Raw genomic sequence first — 18,286 nt, forward strand, 5'->3', positions numbered from 1 at the left:
GGTGTCAGGGAATGCCCGGATACTGACGCCATGATCATCGGCTCGTACTCACGCCGGAACGAGCGGCTGCTGGTTTCCGCCGCTTTCGCCACCGCCCTCGGCAACAACGTCCAACTCATCGTCGGCGCGCTGCTCATGATCCGGGAGCAGCAGACGATGATGGCCGTCGGCTGGCTGTTCATCGCCGTCGCCGGTCCGCAGGCACTGCTCTCTCCCCTCTTCGGACGTGTGGCGGACCGCTGCGACCGCCGGGTGCTGTGGATCGGCTGCGATGCCGTCAGCGCGGCTCTGGCCCTCGCGCTGCCGGTGTGGCTGGTCTGTGGTGGCGCCCAGGGGCCGGGGATCTACACCGTCAATCTCGCGCTGGCCGTCGTCGGTGCGCTGTTCGTGCCCGTGTGCGCCGCGCTGGTCAAGGAGCGGGTCCCGGCCGATCGCCTGAGGCGGTTCAACGCCCGCCACGAGATGGGGACGCAGGCGGGGATGCTGCTGTCGGCGACGGTCGGCGGACTGACCGTCCAGACGCTGGGTGCCGTCCCGCTGCTGGTGTTCAACGCCGGTACCTTCGTGGTGTCGGCGCTCTGCGTGGTCGCGGTCGGGCGCGGGCCGGGCCTGCCGTCGAAGGGTCCTGACGCTCCTGGCACCGGGGCCACGCCGACGGCGGGGCCGGCGGTGCCCCGGCGGCCGCTGAGGGTCCGTCGTCTCATCCTGCTCTACGCCCAGGGCAGCGTGGTCGTCACGGTGTTCAACGCGCTGCTGCCCACCGCCGTGATCGGCGAACTCCGGCTCGGTGCCGGCGTGTTCGGAGTGATCGACGCCCTCGGGTGCCTCGGCTTTCTGGCGGCCGCAGGCGCCTGCCGGATCGTCGGCAGGCGCCATCCCGACCTTCGCATCGCCGTGGTGGGCTTCCTGCTCAGCGCTGCGTTGCTGGTGCTGCAGAGCCAGTTCGGGATCGTCGGGTACCTGGTCGGCGTACCCCTGGGTGCCTTCGTGTTCGGGCAGGCCAGGATCGCCTCGCGGACCCTGCTGATGGAGTCGGCGGACGAGGCGACGGTGGGCCGGGCCTTCGGACTCGCCAACGGCGCCGGGCTGGCCGCCACGGTCGGGGCGATGTTCCTGGTCGCGACGGTCACCGACCACAGCGACACCCGCTACGGCTTCGCGGTACTGGCCGCCGGTTCACTGCTGGCCACGGTCTCCGCCGGACTGCTGCTGAGGACGTCGGCCCCGGGCCGGCGGAAGGCGGCCGCCCCGCCTGACCGGGCGGGCACGGTCGCGGCGGCGGTGGCTCCGGCCGGGGCCCGATCGGGGCACCCGGGTGACTCCGCCCGGACCGGTTCAGGGGCCGGGGTGGCCCTGCGGGGTGCGGGGGGCGGGTGCGGGGTGGGGCAGCGGGGGGAGTGACGGCTCGTACAGCCAGGCCTTGAGCAGGTCGTCCACCGGGGCGGGGGCGTAGCGGGTGATGTGGGCGGTCAGGGCGGGGGTGGTGACCACGCCGTGGCGGTGGAGGGTGGTCCAGTCGCGCAGCATCGGGAAGAAGGCCCGCTCGCCGAGGGCGCAGCGGATGGCGTGCACGGCGAGCCCGCCCCGCTCGTACAGCCGGTCGTCGAACATCAGCTTGCGTCCCGGGTCGGCCAGCCGCAGGTCCTGGGGCAGGCCGGTCAGCAGTCGGTGCGCGAGGACGGCCAGTTCGTGCGCGGAGCGGCCGCCGGAGCGTTCGGACCAGAGCCATTCGGCGTACTTGGCGAAGCCCTCGTTCAGCCAGATGTGGCGCCAGTCGGCGATGGTCACGCTGTTGCCGAACCACTGGTGGGCCAGTTCGTGGGCGATGAGGCGCTCCGAACCGCCCGCCCCGTCGACGTGGTTGGCGCCGAACAGGGAGAGGCCCTGCGCCTCGACCGGGACGTCCAGCTGCTCGTCGGCGACGACCACCGCGTACTCGCCGAAGGGATACGGCCCGAACAGCTCCTCGAACAGGCGCATCATGGCGGGTTGGCGGGCGAAGTCACGGGAGAAGCGGTCGAGGAGGTGGGGCGGGACGTGGGCGCTCTGCGGGACCCCGCCGAGTCCGGGGTCGCCGAGCAGCACCGTCCGGTGCGCTCCGATGGACAGGCCCACCAGGTAGCTGGGCGTCGGTGCGGGCTGCTCGTACACCCAGGTGGTGGTGCTGGCCCTGGTCGTCCTGGTCAGGAGCCGGCCGCCGGTGACCACCGTGTAGGCGGACGGCGTGTTGACCGAGATGTGGTACGAGGCCTTGTCGGCGGGCCGGTCGTTGCACGGGTACCAGGAGGGCGCCCCGACCGGCTGGCTGGCCACCAGCGCGCCGTCGGTGAGTTCCTCCCAGCCGATGCCGCCCCAGGGGCTGCGCACCGGGCGGGGGTTGCCCGACCAGTTCACCTCCACGGTGAAGGCGGCGCCGGCGGGCAGCGGTTTGGCCGGCCGGACGCGGAGCCGGCCGCCGCGGTGGACGTAGTACGGGGTGCGGCCGTCGACCGTGATGCGGCCGATCCGGAAGTCGGCCAGGTTCAGCTGGAACTCGGTGAGCGGTGCCCGGCCGGCGATGGCGCTGAGCCGGGCCGTGCCGGCCAGCCGGTTGGGGACGGGCCGGTACTCCAGGGCGAGCTCGTACCGGTGCACGTGGTACCGGGGGTCGCCGTTGGCCGGGAAGTACGGATCCGGTTCCGCCGTCTGATGGCCGCTCACTGCCTCTTCCGCTCCTTGCTGCGCTGTGCCCGGTGCCGCCCTTTCACGTCCGCCACGCCTCGATCGGATTGCCCAGCCAGCGGGAGTCGGCGGGGACGGACTCCCCGGCCATCACGAGGGAGGCGGGACCCAGTGTGCTGCGGGCACCGACGGTGCTCCCGGGCAGGACGATCCCGCCGGGGCCGAGGGTGGCGCCCTCACTGAGGATGACAGTGTCCGTCCTCAGGATCCGGTCGTGGAAGAGGTGGGTCTGCAACACGGAGCCCCGGTTCACGCTGACCGCGTCGCCGAGGGTCACCAGGTCCGTCTCGGGCAGCCAGTACGTCTCGCACCACACGCCGCGGCCGATGCGGGCCCCGAGTCCCCGCAGCCACAGCACCAGCAGCGGTGTGCCGGGCACCGCCCCGGCCAGCCAGGGCACGGCCAGGACCTCGACGAACGTGTCGGCGAGCTCGTTGCGCCAGACGAAGCCGCTCCACAGCGGGTGCTCCCCCACCCGGTGCCGGCCGACCAGCAGCCACTTCGCGGCCACCGCGACGGCGCACGCGACCGTCCCGGCGGCGAGCAGCAGCACGCCGGACAGCAGTGCGGCGCCGGCGAGGCCCGGGCCGCCCGGACCGGCCGCCGCGCAGAGCGCCGCCGCGGTCGTGACCGCCAGCGCGGCCGAGCAGAACACGGGCACCAGCCGGCACGACTCCACCGCGCCGCGCGCCCACCGCAGCCGCGCGGGCGGGTCGTAGGTGCGGCTGCGGTCGGCCCGCGCGGCGGAGCGCGGCAGCCGGACCGGCGGCAGGCCCAGGTAGGAGCTGCCCTTCTTGGCCTTCTTCGGGGTGGCGGACAGTACGCCGACCAGTCCGTCGTCCGGCACGGCCCGGCCGGGCGCGGTCATCCCGGAGTTGCCGAGGAACGCCCGGCGTCCGATCACGGAGTGCCCGATCCGCACCCAGCCCCCGCCGAGTTCGCAGGGGGCGGCGAGGGTGTCGTCGGCGAGGAACGCGCCGTCGCCGACGGTGGTCAGGGTCGGCAGGGCCAGCACGGTGGACACCTCCGCTCCGCGGCCGACCTTCATGCCGAGCAGCCGGAGCCACACGGGGGTGATCAGCCCGGCGTACAGCGGGAAGAGGGTTCCCCGGGACAGGTCCATCAGCTGGGTGACGGCCCAGGCCTGCCAGGCGACCCGGCTGTGCGTGGGGTACGTCCCCGTGCGCAGGCCGATGCCGAGCAGCCGGACGGAGGCGGCCAGCAGCAGGGCGTACGCGCAGCCGTAGGCGAGAGCACCGGGCACAACCGCGAGCAGCGCTCCGCGCAGCGCGGCGGCGGGTCCGGCGTCGGCGGGTACGAAGCCGCTCACCAGGAGCAGGGCGGGGAGGGCGGCGAGCGCGGGCAGGGCGGTGAAGCAGAAGCCGGTAGCGCCGTACATGGCGCGCCAGCGCGCCCCGCGCGGCGGGCGTTCGCGGGGCCAGTTGTGCTTGGCCTTGCCGAGTTTGACGGCGGGCGCGCCGGCCCATCGCTGGCCGGTGGGGACCTGCCCGATCACCGTGGAGCCGGGGGCCACCTCGGCCCGCTTGCCGACGCGGGCGCCGGGGAACAGCGTGCTGCGGGTGCCGACCACCGCGCCCGCGCCGACCCTGATCGGGCCGATGACCAGCTGGTCCCCGTCCAGCCAGTGGCCGCAGAGGTCCACCTCGGACTCGACGGCGCAGCCCCGGCCGAGCCTGAGCATGCCCGTGACCGGGGGCAGTGCGTGCAGGTCGACCTCCGGGCCGACCTTGGCGCCGAGGGCGCGGGCGTAGCGTTCCAGCCAGGAGCCGGTGAGCGAGGTGGCGCCGGCGCACTCGGCCAGGCGTTCGGCCGTCCACAGTCGCAAGTGGACGCTTCCGCCGCGTGGGTGACGTCCGGGCCGGACCCCGCGCAGCAGCAGTCGCGCACCGCCGGCGGCGACGGCGAGGCGGCCCGGCGGGCTGACGAGCAGGACGGCGCCGGCGGCGAGGAGCCACCAGGGGGCGGTGGGCGCCCAGACGTAGGGCCCGAACCGGTGCAGTACGTTGCCGAGGGCCGCCAGTGCCAGTGTCCAGCGCAGGCCGGCCAGGGTGAACAGGGGGACCAGCAGGAGGCACTGGACCAGGCGGGAGCGGAGCGGGACGGGGGCGACGGTGCGGACGCGGCCCTCGTCCGGTGCGGCGGCCTCCAGCCGGCGGGCGAGTTTGCGGAGGGTGGGCTGCTGGTAGACGTCGAGGACGGCCGCGGAGGGGTAGCGGGTGCGCAGGCGGGTGGTGAGCCGTGCGGCGGCGATGCTGGTGCCGCCGATGGCGAAGAAGTCGTCGTCGGCGCGGGTGACGGGCACGCCCAGGGTTTCGGTCCACTGCTCGGCGAGCCAGGCCTCGGTGCCGTGCAGCCGTGCGGCCTGGCCGGGGGGCTCCTGGTCCCGGCCGCGGCCCCCGTCCTGGTCCCGGCCCCGGTCCCGGTCCTGGTCCGGCAGGGGCCAGGGCAGCGCTTCCCGGTCCACCTTGCCCGAGGTGCGGGTCGGCAGTTCGTCGACCCGCGCGAGCAACGGCACGAGGGCGGCGGGCAGTTCGGTGCGCAGTCGCTCGACGGCCGCGGCGCGGTCGAAGTCGTCCCGGGCGACGAGGTAGCCGACGAGCAGCGGGGTGCCGCCGCGCGCGGTGCGGACGGCGGCGGCGGCGCCGGAGACGCCGGGCAGTGCCTGGAGGGCGGCGTCCACCTCGCCGAGCTCGATGCGGCGGCCGCCGAGCTTGACCTGTTCGTCGGCGCGGCCGAGGAAGACCAGGCCTTCCGGTTCGGCGCGGACGAGGTCACCGCTGCGGTAGGCGCGCCGTCCGCCGAGGGCGTCGAGGGGGGCGTACTTCTCGGCGTCCTTGGCGGGGTCCAGGTAGCGGGCCAGGCCGACGCCGCCGATGACGAGCTCGCCGCTGCCGCCCATGGGCACGGGGGCGCCGGACTCGTCGACCACGGCGAGTTCCCAGCCGTTCAGCGGGAGTCCGATGCGGACGGGTTCCTCGCCGGTCAGGAGCGAGGCGCAGGCGACGACGGTGGCCTCGGTGGGACCGTACGTGTTCCAGACCTCGCGTCCCTCGGTGACGAGGCGTCGGGCGAGTTCGGGCGGGCAGGCCTCGCCCCCGAAGATCAGCAGCCGGACGTCGGCCAGGGTTTCCGGCTCCCAGAGCGCGGCCAGGGTGGGCACCGTGGAGATGACCGTGATCTCCTGCTCCACCAGCCAGGGGCCGATTTCGGCACCGCCGCGCACCTGGGAGCGGGGTACGGGCACGAGGCAGGCGCCGTGCCGCCAGGCCAGCCACATCTCCTCGCAGGAGGCGTCGAAGGCGACGGACAGCCCGGCCATGACCCGGTCGCCGGGGCCGATCGGCTCCTCGGCGAGGAACAGCGCGGCCTCGGCGTCCACGAAGGCGGCGGCACTGCGGTGGGTGACGGCGACGCCCTTGGGCGTGCCGGTGGAACCGGAGGTGAAGATGATCCACGCGTCGTGCTCGGGCGTGGGCCGGGGGCGGCCGGCGGGGGTTACGGGGGCGACGGCGGCGCCGGTGGTCCGGATGTGCCGGCCGGCCCCCAGGACCGCGCGGACCCCGGCTTCCGCGAAGACCAGCCGGGCCCGTTCCTCCGGGTCCTCCGCGTCGACCGGCACGTACGCGGCGCCCGCGGCCAGTACGGCGAGGACGGAGGCGTACAGCTCGTTGGTGCCGGAGGGGATGCGTACGCCGACCCGGTCGCCGGGGCGGACGCCGGCGGCGACGAGGGCCCGGCGGCGGCGTTCGACCTCGGCGGCCAGCGCCCGGTAGGTCATCCGGGTGGTGCCGTCGTCCAGGGCGGGTTCGTCGGGCCAGGCGGCGGCGGTGGCCTCGAAGACGTCCACGAGGGTGCGCGGCGGCGCCGGCGGCCCGGCGGAGAACCGGGCGGACTTCCCGGGCTCGTCGGCCGTTCCCCCGTCGGCCGCGGCGTGCAGGGTGAGTTCAGCGCGTTCAGGTGTGGCTGCCATCGGCCCTCGCGTCTCGCTCCCGAGGAGCTCCGCGAGAAGCTCCCGGGCGCCGGCGGAGCCCGGGGGCGCCCGGGTTGTTCCGGTCCGGCGCCGAACAACCCGTCAGTTTAGTGCGCGGGGGCGGTTCCGCCGGGGAAAGGCGTGCGGGTGGCGGAGAGCGCCGCCCGCACGGCGGACGCCCCGCGTCGTCGGGGCAGTCGCCGGGGTGCTGCCACGGGGGCTGTCCGCGGGGGCCGTCTGCGGGGTGCTGTCTACGGGGTCGGCCGGCTCGCCGTACCGGCTTCCGCACCGGCTTCCGCGTGCAGTCGGCGGGCGCGCTCGGCCGGGTCGTAGTCCGGCCCGACACCGTCGATCAGCAGGAGGTCGCCTTCGATGTGGTCGGCGCGCAGGCGCAGGATCGCCCGGTAAGCCGGAGAGTCGTACCAGGCACGCGCTTCGACCAGGCCGGGGAACTCGATCAGCACCATGCTGCCGGGCCACGTCCCCTCCAGGACTTCGGCCGGCGGGCCGTGGATGACGAAACGGCCGGCGAAGGGGTCGAGGGTTTCCTGGATGGACTCCAGGTACTCGATGACGTCGGGGTGGTTCCGGCGGCTGCGGAGATGGGCGAAGCCGTAGGCGGGCACGGCGGAGCTCCTTCGTTCGGGCGCGGGCGATGACCTCGAACCTATGCGGAGGCGCCTGACGGCGCGATGACGCCGGAGGTAATTGCCACGCCGGCGAAAGGCCGCGCCGCTGCGCGCACGGCCTGGTCCAGGTGCGGCGGCCGGTCCGCGCGCCTCGCAGCGGCCGAGCGGGCTAACCGGCGTTCGCTGTGATCGCGTGGGTGACGGCCCGCGTCCATCGCTCGGCCTGTGTCGACGGAGCCGGCTGGCGCAGTTCGGCGTTGTGGGCTCCGTGGCGGGTGTCGGGGACGTCCAGGGAGGCGGTTTCCACCGGGTACGAGGAGTAGACGACGTGGCGGCCGCCGGCGTCGTCGTGGTCGGCGGCGAGGACGTACCGGCCGCCCTCCTTCATCCGCTCGACCGACTCGCCCTCGTAGACCGCCTCCACCTCGATCGTCTCGGGTGGGGTGCCCTTGAAGGCCTTCAGCACGCGGGCGTCGTAGGTGACGCGTTCGAGGTCCTCGGTGAGGGATGCCGGCCAGGTGGTGGTGTCGGTGATCTCGACCCACACGACCTCGTCGCTGTGCCCGGCGAGTTGCGCGTCGTCGTCGGCGCGGAAGGTCATCGTCATGGCCTCGTGGTTGGTGGCGATGACGGGGGTGGTCTCCAGGACGGAGGCGGCGCCGACGGCGGCCGCGACGAGGAGGACCGCGGCGGCGGTCAGGGCGATGGTCTTCGGCTTCACGGTGGTCATGGTCATCCCCACAGGGCGGTGTAGTTCTTCTTGTCCTGGGCGGTCGGGGCGTCCGCCATGTCTCCGGACCTTTCCGCCATGAGCGTCGCGTACCTGCGGTGGTCCTTGTGGCAGAACCCCAGGGCGTGGCCGAGCTCGTGTGCGGCGATCGTCCGCCGGATCCCGGTGGTGAGCAGGTACGCCTTGTTCAGGTAGATGACGTCGGTGCCCTGTTGGGCGTCCCACAGGCCGTAGATGTCCGTCCACGGCGCCTTGGTGGAGTCCACGTCGCGGAACTCCACGTCGGCGTACGCGGTCGCGCCGTCCGGGAACACCCTGACCTTCGTCATCGGTTTCGCCGTCCACACCTTCCGGGCGTGGGCGACGGCGTCGGCGAACGAGGACTCGTCGTCGTAGGCGATCTCGCTGCCGTCGACGGAGGACCGGCCGCGGGAGTCCTCCGTCCACTTCCCGACGCAGGCGGCGGGGGCCGCTGCCGCCGCGGCCGGTCCCGGTATGGCGGGGGCGGCGGCGATGGTTGCCACCGCGGCGGCGGCGAGGAGGAGGCGCATGCCGTGACAGTAGGGGCGGCGGCCGGCACCGGAACGGTTCGCCAGTGGCGGCGTCGCCCGATCGGAGCACGTGCCGCCGGACGGGGGACGTGCGGCTCCGCGCGTCCCCCGGGGCGAGCGGCGGGAGCGGCCGGGCCCGGTGCCCGACGGCCGCGCCCACTTGGAAGGTGGTCCGGGCAGGACTCCGGACCGGGTACGTCGGCGCGGTGAGCCGCGCGAAGAGCTACGCCCCGCCCTTCGCCGACGCCCCCTGCTCCCCCCGCTCCCCCCGCTCCCCCTTGTGCCGCGCGTAGTACCGCGCCACCCGCACGCGGTTGCCGCAGGCGGAGGCCACGCACCAGCGGCGGCGCGGGTGGGTGGGCAGGAACAGCAGGACGCAGTCCTGCGCCTCGCACGCCCGGACCGAGGTGACCTTCGGGTCGGTCAGCAGGTCGGCGACCGCCTCCGCCAGCTCCGCCGCCAGCCGTTCCGCCGGGGCGGCCGTGCGGGCCCGCTCCGCCGCGAGCCCGTCCGGCGTCCAGGTGAGCGCGCGGTGCGCCGGCGCGGCGGCCATCGCCGCGTTCAGGGCCTCCAGCGCCTCCGCGGACGGCCGGTGCCCCCGTACCGCCGCGCGCAGCGCGCCGTCCGCCGCCTCCCGTACGGCGTGTACGGCGGCCAGCTCGGCCGCGCCCGGCCGGGGGACGGACGTCAGGCGGCCGGCCTGCTCGCGCAGCCACGCCGCCAGGCCGGCCGGGCTGCCGATGAGGTCACCGGCGGCTGCGGGCCGGGTGTTGAGCAGGTCGAGGGCGAGCGGCTCACCGACGAGCGGGAAGGCCGACGCCGGCGTACGGGCCGCAGCGTTCTCGTTCACATCCACGCGAGTAATGGTATCGGAAGGGGTTGACCCGTTAGGCATGATCGGTAAGGCTAATGCTTGAGAAGCCCTAGGAGGCATGTGATGAACGAAGTCCTTCCCGTCCGGCACCGCCACGCCACCGTCGAGGCCGACGGAGTCCGCGTCTTCTACCGCGAGGCCGGCCCCGCCGACGCACCCGTCCTGCTCCTCCTTCACGGCTTCCCCAGCGGCTCCCACCAGTTCCGCCGGCTGATGGACGTCCTCGGCGACCGCTACCGTCTGATCGCCCCCGACTACCCCGGCTTCGGCCGCACCGAAGCACCCGCCGGCTTCACGTACACCTTCGACCGGCTCGCCGACGTCACCGAGGCGTTCACCGACGCCCTCGGCCTCGACCGGTACGCCCTCTACGTCTTCGACTTCGGCGCCCCCGTCGGCCTCCGCCTCGCCACCCGCCGCCCCGACCGGGTCACCGGCCTGATCGTCCAGAACGGCAACGCCTACGAGGAAGGCCTGTCCGCCGGCGCCCGCGAGTTCATCGCCCGTCGCCGCGAGGTGCCCGGCGACGAAGAGGCCGTCCGAGACCTGTTCACCCTCGGGGGCACCCGCTTCCAGTACGAGGCCGGGCTCGCCGACCCCACCCGACTCGACCCGGCAGCCCCTGCCCTCGACCAGTACTTCCTCGACCTGCCCGGCCGCGCCGACGCCCAGGCCGACCTGGCCTTCGACTACCGGTCCAACGTCGAGCTGTACCCCACCTGGCAGGCCTGGCTGCGCGAACACCGGCCGCCGGCGCTGGTCCTGTGGGGCGTCGGCGACCCCTTCTTCACTGCGGCGGGCGCCAAGGCGTACCTGCGTGACCTCCCCGAAGCCGAGCTGCACCTGTTCGAGGACGCCGGCCACTTCGCCCTGGAGACCCACCTCCCGGAGCTCACCCCGCCGATCGAGGCCTTCCTCGCGAAAGCCCTGGCGGGCGAAGCCCGCTCCTGAGCGGCTCTCCTCCCGTTGCGCGGGGCTACGGGGCCGGCGGAGTTCGGAGCGGCCTGGCGAGGGCTTCGATTCGGGTGAGTGGGGCGGTCCACTCGGGGGCCGATTCGGTGCGGAGCTTGGCCTGGGAGCGGAGGAAGTCGGCGGTCTCGGCCGGTGTCCAGGGGCGGGAGCGCTCGGCTTCCAGCGCCGGGGCGAGGGTGGGGGGCGCCTGCCACTCGCCGGCGCCGTCGAGTGCGTTGGCGTAGCGTGGTCGGCCCTCGCCACGCCGGATGACGGCGACGTGGTCGGCCAGTTTGTGTTCGTCGACGAGGCGGGCCAGGTGGACGATGCCGGTGTACGACCGGTCGGCGTTCGCCTGGACGGTGAGCCGGCCGCTCCCCCGTTCCTTGACCTGCTCGTGGTAGCGGTTGACGATGCCCTGGTTGCTCATCGCCTCCGAGACGGCCAAGAACACGGCTTCGATGCGGGTACCGCTCCTCCGGTAGGCCTGGAGGGTGTCGGCGACGGCGTCCGCGTCCTGGGAGGTTTCCTGGATGATCGCGTTGAGGCGGTTCTCCCGTACGTATGCGTGGGCCCGGGCCATCCAGCGGCGGCCGTCAGCCCGGATGTACGCGGCCATGAGTCCGTCGTCCTGCTGGAGCAGGCGGGCGTAGGCGGGGTGGTACGGCTTGTAGAGGTCGCTGTCGACCTCGACGAAGCCGCCGCGCTCGTTCAGCGCTTCGGCCAGGGCGTGACCCACCCGGGTCTTGCCCGCTCCGGGCTGGCCGACGAGGACCACCACCGTCGGCGTGTCCTGGCGTGAGCGGCCCGCGAACTGCTGGGGGACGATCTGGTCGAGGAAGATCCGGCGGTTCTGTCGCTCGGTGAGCAGGTGGCGTGCGGCCTCCGCGTCGGTCACGTCAGGCCCTCCATCAGGCGGCGGGCGAGGTCGGCGTAGCGTCGGCGCGTATCGGCGATCTGCGCGTGATCGGTCGGCTTCAGCTCTTCCCGGGCACGCGCGCACTGCCGCTGTCCGTCCAGCAGGTCGGTGACGAGGTCGTGGTCCGGGTGCGGCTTCGCCCGCTCGGCGTGGATGCGGGCGGTGTAGGCGCCCACGGCTCCGTTGATCGCCTCGATCGCGGCCTCGTAGGCGACGGACTCCTCGCTCGACCACGTGAACCCGCTGATCGAAGCGATCAACGGTGCGGGATCCGGTTCGGTAGGGGCCATCGAGGACCTCCCTGTCGGTCTCCGTCCGATGATGGCAGCCGCTGCGCCCGGTCGGCCAGGTGCTCGGGGAGGCCGGGAGGAATGGGAGCGGGCCTCCGGCCGTTGCGGCTGCGTGGAGGGTTGCCCCGGCGAGCGGCTGCCCGCCCGTATGAACGCTCCGCCCGCTGACCCGTACCCGTACCGGAAGGACCGCCATGAGCGACCACGACCCCGCACCGCCGCCCGCGCCCGTCGTACGGCGCGTCGACGACCGGCACCGTTACGAGATCCTCGTCGACGACGGCGAGCGCGCCGGGCTGACCGCCTACCGCGACCGCGACGACCGCCGGGTCTTCTTCCACACCGAGATCGGGGAGGGCCACGCAGGCCGGGGACTCGCCTCGGTCCTCGTCGCGCAGGCGCTGGCCGACGTCCGCGCGTCCGGTATGCGGATCGTTCCCGTGTGTCCCTACGCGGCCCGGTTCCTGACGAAGCACCAGGAGTTCGCGGACATCACCGACCCCGTGACGGACGAGGTCCTCGCCTGGCTCGACGACCGGCTGGGGCGGTCTCCCTCGCCCTCCGCGCCCTGACGGGGCGTGCCGAACCGGGCCGGGCGGCCGGGCGGGCCGGTAGCAGGGTCTCCCCCGTCGGCCCGGTCCGGCCGTCCCGGTGGGCGCGTCCCCTAGCCGTTGGTGCGGAGCGGGGCGGGCAGTTGCTGGGTGATGCAGTGGATTCCGGCGTCGCCCGTGGCCAGGGTGGTGGCCTCGACGCCGACGACGCGGTGGTCGGGGAAGGCCTTGGCGGCCGCCTCCAGCGCCTCGTCGTCGCGTTCGGTGCCGGCCAGCGGCATGACCACTCCGCCGTTGGCGATGTAGAAGTTCATGTAGTTCACCACCGCGTCCTGGCCGTGGACGCGGACCGGCTGCTGCGGCGGCAGTTCGAGGATCTCCAGGCTGCGTCCGGCCGCGTCGGTGGCGGCCTCCAGTACGGCGCGGTTGGCCCTGAGCCGGGCGTGGTCGGGGCGGGCGGGGTCGCCGCACGCCTCCACCAGGACCCGGCCTGGTGCGACGAACTGGCAGACGTGGTCGACGTGTCCGTCGGTGTCGCCGGCGAGGTGGCCGTAGGGCAGCCAGATCACCTTGGTGGCGCCCAGCAGGGACGCGAACTCGGCTTCGATGTCGGCGCGGCCGAGCCGCGGGTTGCGGTTGGCGTTGAGGACGCACTGCTCGGTGGCGATCAGCGTGCCCTCGCCGTCCACGCTGATGGCCCCGCCCTCCAGTACCGTCATGGTGGCGCGGCGCTCGATGCCCAGGAGGGGCAGGAGACGCTCGGTGATCCTGTCGTCCCGGTCGTACGGGTGGAACCTCTCGCCGAAGGAGTTGTAGCGGAAGTCCACGCCGACGCGGCCCCGCGGGCCGTGGACGACGATCGGGCCGGTCGCGCGGAGCCAGGCGTCGTCCATGGGGAGTTCCACGGTGGTGACGTCGACCTCGCACAGGGCCCGCACACGTTCGGCCTGGCCGGGCAGGACGAGCAGGGTCACCGGTTCGAAGGCGGCGATGGCGCGGACGATCGCCGCGTACTCGCGCTCCACGGACCCGAAGCTCTCGCCCCACAGCGACTCGTACGGCGGCCAGGCCAGCATGCAGGCCTCGTGCGGCTCCCACTCCGCGGGCATGCGGAGCCCGGTCACGACGCCTCCCGCGGGCCGGGGAAGGACCTGACGGCCGCTTCGGCGGCGTCCCAGTCGCCGTCGAAGCGGGCGGCGAGGACGTGCAGCCACCGCTCGACGCCGAACGCCACGCAGGACGTGTGGGCCTGTTCCCCCGCGTACGTGATGCCGGCGCGCTCGCCGAAGAAGTTGCGGTGGTAGTTGACGGAGGCGATGGCGAGGCCGCCGTCGGCGACGAACTCCTCCTTGGTGGGGAAGAGCCGCTGCATCACGGCCCGTGAGCCGTCCGCGTCGAAGAAGGGGTCGGTGGCGACGTCGGTGGTGAGGTGGAGGCCCAGGTGGGCGGCGAAGTCGAGGACGAGGGCCTTGTGGGTGGTGAGGTGCTCCTTGACGGTTCCGGCGTCGCCGACGGCGATGATCTCGCGCATGGTGAAGCCGTGCAGGCGGCGCAGGCCGTCGTAGTGCGACTCGCGCCGGAAGCACTGCGCGATGGTGGTGAACCTGGCCGGCTCGTCGAGGTGGGTGCCCGACAGGGACAGGTACGCGTTGTAGCAGGCGGCCGAGGGCAGGACCAGGCCGGCCTCGCGGAGCTGGTGGCCGCCGAGGGTGGTGCCGGGCCCGGCCTCCCGCGTGGGCAGGTCGGCGATCGCGTCGGTGTCGACGGGCGCCGCGGCCAGCACGAGGTGCGGGAAGTTGGTGAAGTAGTCGAAGCGCGCCAGGTCGGCGACCGGGATCAGCGGCGGGTAGAGGACCTCGGCGGCGCCGGCGGCCTGGGCCCAGCCGGTGAACACCGTGTCGAGGGCGGCCCGGAGGCGGACGGCCTCGGGGCCGAGGGTGACCAGGCCGTCGGTGACGGCGACGGGTGCGCGGAGTCCGGGGCTAGGCGTGCGCATGGCCGGCACCTTCCGTGAGCAGCGCGTTGATGCGGTTCAGGGTGCGGAAGTTGTCGACGTCCGTCGTGGCCAGGTCGACGGGCTCGCCGGTGAGTTCCTCGATGAGCAGGAGGAACTCGACGAAGGCGAGTGAGTCGAGGACGCGGGCCTCGATGAGGTCGCGGTCCCAGGCGATGGTGTCCACGTCCGCGTTGAGCTTCCGGAGGAAGGCGAGGACGGTGTCCATCGACGCGTGGGTGGGCGTGGCGGGGGTCGTGGTCTCAGGCGTTGACATGGTCGGTCCCCCAGGAGGTGTGGAAGATCCCGCTGGCGACGAAGAACCGGTCGACGCGGGCCATGAGCTTGACGTGGAAGGCCTCCCGCACCGGGTGCGTCAGGGCCTCGCGGCGGACGGCGAGGGGGTTCTCGACGCCGCAGTCGCGGAAGATCTGCGGGTTGTAGAGGCTGCGCACGGAGTACGTCATGTAGTCCTTGACGTACTTCTCGATCTCGTCGCGGCGGTCGGGGTCGGCGGCCAGGGCGCGGTCGTAGAGGCGCTTGACGAGCTGCTTGCCGAAGGCGACGTGGCGGCTCTCGTCGTGGTGGTGGGCCGAGTGGATCTCGCGGAGGATGTCCGGGATCAGCGGGTCCTTGCCCATGCGGCTGTTGTAGTAGTCGAAGATCTCCTCGAAGATGAGGATGCGGGAGAAGACGACCACGTCGTCCCAGAGGTCTCCGAACCCCTCGCGGCGCAGCGGGGAGGCCGCTTCCGGGTAGATGCCGCCGGTGTACCGGTAGCAGAACTCGGCGAAGAACCACATGTGGGCGTTCTCTTCACCGATGAAGTGGTGCAGGTACTCGTTGTAGTCGGCGAAGTCGGGCGTGTGGATGCGCTTGGAGACCTCGATCATCAGCTCGCGGATGCCGTGCACGTGCAGGCTGAAGAAGTTGACGGTCTCGTAGCGGGCGAGCGCCTTCAGCGTCTTCTCGTCGTCGATGAGGTCGGTGCCGGAGACGGTGAGGTAGGCGGGGTTCATCCACCACTGGTCCTCGGGCACGGATTCGGGCCACGTGAACTTGGTGTACGGGTTGTAGTGGTCGTCGCGCGACTTCTCGGAGAGGCGCGCGAGCATGGTGCTGAAGCCGGAATCGTCCATGGTGATGCGATCTTTCGATTGGTGCTGGTGCGTACGTGTGGCCACCGCCGCCGGGGCGGCGGACCGGGTCAAGGGGCTGGGGCGCTGTCGGGGTCGGGGACGAGGTCGCGGTCCGAGTCGCGGTCGCGGTCGCGGTCCGAGTCGGCCAGCGTGACGAGCGAGTGCTCCAGCCGGCGGAGGAAGGTCTCCATGCCGGCCTCGGTGACGTGCCGGATGTCGCAGGTCAGCGAGAACTCGAGGTAGGCACCGCCGGGCTCCCCGTCCCCCTCCCCGTCGTCGACGATGAGGTAGAAGGGCTCCTGCTCGGTGACGGGCAGCCAGGTGAGGGTGGTGCGGGGCAGCATGCCGGCGGCGGACAGGTCGCGCCGTACGGCGGTGTCCGCCGGCAGGGTGCGCCGGTCGTTGACGCAGTAGGGGAACCGCAGCGGTGCGTCGGGGCCGTCGCCGAGCTCGGCGAGGAGCCGGTTCATGCTGTCGGCGTCGCACCCGGAGTTCTGGAAGGCGGTGATGGCCGACAGCCAGGACCGTCTGACGGCCTGGGGCAGGTCGGCGTCCGCGAGGTCCACCGAGAAGTAGGTCTCCTGCATCAAGGTGGCCACCGTGGTGCGGCTGTCCCGGCCGAAGCGCTGCGAGCTCGTCAGGTGGAGGTCGACGCGGTCGCTGCCGGTCAGGTCCCGCAGGAGCAGGGACGTCGCGCCGACGAGGACGGCCGCGACGCTCAGGCCGGTGTCCTCCGCGATGCGGGCGGCCGCGTGGTGGGCGGCGTGCGACCGGAGGGCCGCCTGCCGGTACGCCGCCTCGTCGGGGAGGTCCACCACCGCGGGCGGCAGGGCGAGGGGCCGCCGGTCGCGGTAGAGCGAGGTCACGTGGGCCAGGGTGCGGTCGCGCTTGCGGATGCCCGCGGGCGACTCCTGCCAGGCGGCCAGGCCGGCCGAGGTCTGCGTGCCGGCGGGCAGCGGTGGCAGCGTGCGGCCGTTGCGGAAGTACCGGGTCACCTCGTCGGCCAGGTGCTGGAGGGCGTACCAGTCGACCGCCATGTGCGAGAACACGTACACGCCGCCCCACACGCGGCCGTTCGTGACCAGGAGCACCAGGCGCTGGGGCAGTTCGTCGGCGAACGCGAACCGGCGGGTGGCGAAGAACGCCTTGAGTGCTTCCGTCTCCCCGCCGTCGGTGGTCGGCGTGTCCACGAACTCGACGGGCATGTAGCCCTCGGTCAGGACGCGCTGCACGACGCGGCCGTCCGGCCCCTCGGGGAAGACCGAGCGCAACGCCTCGTGCCGGGAGAGGAAGAAGGAGAGCGCGTCGACGCACTCGTCCTCGGTGGGGCGGGCGGCAGCCGGTACGCGGAACTCCTCGACGACGTTGTAGACGTGGTCGTGGGGTGCCGACTTCGCGATCAGCGCCCAGATCTCCTGCTGGCTCCAGTTCAGCCCGGCTTCGACGGCGTGGTCTCCCGTGAAGAGGGCTCGGCGGACCCGCGCGGGGAGGGGCTGCCCGCTGCGGTCCGCGGCGTTCACGGCGTTCACGGCGTTCGTGGCGTTCGTGGCGTTCGTGGTGTTCACGGCGTCACCGGTTCCGTGTCCGCCCCGCTCGCCGCCAGTTCTTCGGCGAGGGCGGCGGCGAAGGCGTCGACGTCGTCCGGGGTGGTGTCGAAGGAGCACATCCAGCGGACCTCGCCGGTCCCTTCGTCGCGCACGTAGAAGGGGTGGCGCTTCTGCAGGCGGGCGGTGACGTCCGCGGGCAGGACGGCGAATACGGCGTTGGACTGTACGGGGCGGACGACGCGTACGCCGGGCAGGCTGCTGACGGCTCCGGCCAGGCGGCGCGCCATGGCGTTGGCGTGGCGGGCGTTGGCCAGCCAGAGCCCGGACTCCATGAGGGCGATGAACTGGGCGGAGACGAAGCGCATCTTGGAGGCGAGCTGGGCGGCGGCCTTGCGCAGGTACTCCGTGCCGCGGACGGCGTCCGGGTCGAGCACGACCAGGGCTTCGCCCAGCAGCAGGCCGTTCTTGGTGCCGCCGAAGGAGAGGACGTCCACGCCGGCGTCGGTGGTGAGGGCGCGCAGGGGGACGTCGAGTGCCGCCGCGGCGTGGGCCAGCCGTGCGCCGTCGAGGTAGACGGTCATGTCGCGGTCGTGCGCGTAGGCGCAGATGGCGGCGATCTCCTGCGGGGTGTACAGGGTGCCGAGTTCGGTGGGCTGGGTGATGGTCACGACGGTCGGCTGGGCGCGGTGCACGTCGCCGCGGCCGCCCGCCTGCCGTTCGATCAGCGCCGGCGTGAGCTTGCCGTCCGGGGTGGGAACGGGGAGCAGTTTGAGGTGGGCGATCCGTTCCGGGGCGCCGCATTCGTCGGTGTTGACGTGGGCGCTCTCGGCGCAGATCACTGCTCCCCAGGGCACGGTCATGGCCTGGAGGCCCACCACGTTGGCGCCGGTGCCGGTGAGCACGGGGTGGACGGTGGCGCGTGCGCCGAAGTGGTCACGGAAGACGTGCTGGAGTCGTTCGGTGTAGGCGTCGTCGCCGTACGCCGCCTGGTGGCCCTCGTTGGCGGTGGCGAGGGCGGCCAGGATGTCGGGGTGTATTCCTGCGTAGTTGTCGCTGGCGAAGCCGCGCGACGCGGGGTCGTGCAGTCGGGAGATCAATCCTTCGTCCTTCACTCGCGCGGCGGGGCTCGCTCGGCGCGCCGCGGTGTCGGCTGGATCACGGGGATGCGTGGGGGAGGCATCGGGATGCGGCGATGCCTGGAATGGGGATGCCTGGATGCGTCGGATGCGTGGATGCGTCGGATGCCTGGGGCTGGAGGTGGAGGGGTGCGAGGTTTCATGGACTGCTGGTCGCAGCCGTACCTGTCCCAACTCCCCTCGCGCATCCGGTGTGAAGATCCTACGAGATGATCTAGTAATCAGCGCAAGTCTTCCGGCACACTTCTGATCAAGAAGAAATTT

The 18,286-nt window shown here is 73.1% G+C and carries 17 protein-coding genes; 3 read left to right on the forward strand and 14 right to left on the reverse strand.

Annotation, left to right across the window (positions count from 1 at the left end; all coding sequences use genetic code 11):
* Positions 1-30: 30 nt before the first annotated feature.
* Positions 31-1,401: an MFS transporter gene (locus tag ACFY61_RS19530; protein WP_389473510.1), complete on the forward strand. Its 1,371-nt coding sequence runs from the start codon at positions 31-33 to the stop codon at positions 1,399-1,401.
* On the opposite strand, the gene ACFY61_RS19535 is transcribed toward ACFY61_RS19530, so the two are convergent.
* The 6 genes from ACFY61_RS19535 to ACFY61_RS19560 all read right to left on the reverse strand — a co-directional run bounded on the left by ACFY61_RS19535 (position 1,336) and on the right by ACFY61_RS19560 (position 9,478).
* Positions 1,336-2,700, reverse strand: a complete 1,365-nt coding sequence (locus tag ACFY61_RS19535) for a M1 family metallopeptidase (RefSeq protein ID WP_389473512.1) — start codon at positions 2,698-2,700, stop codon at positions 1,336-1,338. The genes ACFY61_RS19530 and ACFY61_RS19535 overlap by 66 nt on opposite strands.
* A 43-nt stretch (positions 2,701-2,743) precedes the next feature.
* Positions 2,744-6,712, reverse strand: a complete 3,969-nt coding sequence (locus ACFY61_RS19540) for a Pls/PosA family non-ribosomal peptide synthetase (RefSeq protein WP_389473513.1) — start codon at positions 6,710-6,712, stop codon at positions 2,744-2,746.
* Positions 6,713-6,963: 251 nt separating this feature from the next.
* Positions 6,964-7,338, reverse strand: a complete 375-nt coding sequence (locus tag ACFY61_RS19545; protein ID WP_389473515.1) for a DUF1330 domain-containing protein — start codon at positions 7,336-7,338, stop codon at positions 6,964-6,966.
* 172 nt (positions 7,339-7,510) lie between these two features.
* Positions 7,511-8,071 (reverse strand): hypothetical protein, encoded by a 561-nt coding sequence (locus ACFY61_RS19550; RefSeq protein WP_389473517.1) that lies wholly within the window; start codon positions 8,069-8,071, stop codon positions 7,511-7,513.
* A 2-nt stretch (positions 8,072-8,073) separates the two neighbouring features.
* Positions 8,074-8,622 carry a hypothetical protein gene (locus ACFY61_RS19555; RefSeq protein ID WP_389473519.1) on the reverse strand — a complete coding sequence of 183 codons (549 nt, stop codon included), beginning with the start codon at positions 8,620-8,622 and terminating at the stop codon, positions 8,074-8,076.
* Between the two features lie 223 nt (positions 8,623-8,845).
* Entirely contained in the window at positions 8,846-9,478 is a 633-nt protein-coding gene (locus ACFY61_RS19560) for a CGNR zinc finger domain-containing protein (protein ID WP_389473520.1), read from the reverse strand.
* Between the two features lie 81 nt (positions 9,479-9,559).
* Between ACFY61_RS19560 and ACFY61_RS19565 the strand changes: the two genes are divergently transcribed.
* The gene (locus tag ACFY61_RS19565; RefSeq protein ID WP_389473522.1) at positions 9,560-10,447 is read left to right on the forward strand and encodes an alpha/beta fold hydrolase; all 888 of its coding nucleotides are present in this window, start codon (positions 9,560-9,562) and stop codon (positions 10,445-10,447) included.
* Positions 10,448-10,472: 25 nt separating this feature from the next.
* Here ACFY61_RS19565 and ACFY61_RS19570 read toward each other — a convergent pair whose 3' ends face one another.
* On the reverse strand, positions 10,473-11,345 hold the full coding sequence (locus tag ACFY61_RS19570) for a zeta toxin family protein (RefSeq protein WP_389473524.1): 873 nt from the start codon (positions 11,343-11,345) through the stop codon (positions 10,473-10,475).
* A complete protein-coding gene (locus ACFY61_RS19575) occupies positions 11,342-11,656 on the reverse strand; it encodes a hypothetical protein (protein WP_389473526.1) in 315 nt (104 codons plus the stop codon). Before ACFY61_RS19575 ends, ACFY61_RS19570 begins: the two co-directional genes overlap by 4 nt.
* Before the next feature lie 194 nt (positions 11,657-11,850).
* Between ACFY61_RS19575 and ACFY61_RS19580 the strand changes: the two genes are divergently transcribed.
* Positions 11,851-12,228, forward strand: a complete 378-nt coding sequence (locus ACFY61_RS19580; RefSeq protein ID WP_389473528.1) for a GNAT family N-acetyltransferase — start codon at positions 11,851-11,853, stop codon at positions 12,226-12,228.
* A 92-nt stretch (positions 12,229-12,320) separates the two neighbouring features.
* On the opposite strand, the gene ACFY61_RS19585 is transcribed toward ACFY61_RS19580, so the two are convergent.
* From ACFY61_RS19585 to ACFY61_RS19610, 6 genes are all read right to left on the reverse strand, one after another.
* On the reverse strand, positions 12,321-13,331 hold the full coding sequence (locus tag ACFY61_RS19585; RefSeq protein ID WP_389473530.1) for an agmatine/peptidylarginine deiminase: 1,011 nt from the start codon (positions 13,329-13,331) through the stop codon (positions 12,321-12,323).
* Positions 13,328-14,203, reverse strand: coding sequence for a hypothetical protein (locus tag ACFY61_RS19590; RefSeq protein WP_389473532.1), 876 nt, complete (start codon positions 14,201-14,203; stop codon positions 13,328-13,330). Before ACFY61_RS19590 ends, ACFY61_RS19585 begins: the two co-directional genes overlap by 4 nt.
* Complete coding sequence (locus tag ACFY61_RS19595; RefSeq protein WP_389473534.1) at positions 14,190-14,477, reverse strand: phosphopantetheine-binding protein; 288 nt, start codon at positions 14,475-14,477, stop codon at positions 14,190-14,192. Before ACFY61_RS19595 ends, ACFY61_RS19590 begins: the two co-directional genes overlap by 14 nt.
* Positions 14,464-15,339, reverse strand: coding sequence for a diiron oxygenase (locus ACFY61_RS19600; RefSeq protein ID WP_389473536.1), 876 nt, complete (start codon positions 15,337-15,339; stop codon positions 14,464-14,466). The genes ACFY61_RS19595 and ACFY61_RS19600 overlap by 14 nt, the downstream gene beginning before the upstream one ends.
* Before the next feature lie 68 nt (positions 15,340-15,407).
* On the reverse strand, positions 15,408-16,904 hold the full coding sequence (locus ACFY61_RS19605; protein ID WP_389473538.1) for a condensation domain-containing protein: 1,497 nt from the start codon (positions 16,902-16,904) through the stop codon (positions 15,408-15,410).
* Positions 16,901-17,983 carry a threonine aldolase family protein gene (locus ACFY61_RS19610; protein WP_389473540.1) on the reverse strand — a complete coding sequence of 361 codons (1,083 nt, stop codon included), beginning with the start codon at positions 17,981-17,983 and terminating at the stop codon, positions 16,901-16,903. The genes ACFY61_RS19605 and ACFY61_RS19610 overlap by 4 nt, the downstream gene beginning before the upstream one ends.
* Positions 17,984-18,286: the final 303 nt, after the last annotated feature.

The sequence above is a fragment of the Streptomyces sp. NPDC012888 genome (assembly GCF_042900645.1).
GTDB lineage: Bacteria > Actinomycetota > Actinomycetes > Streptomycetales > Streptomycetaceae > Streptomyces.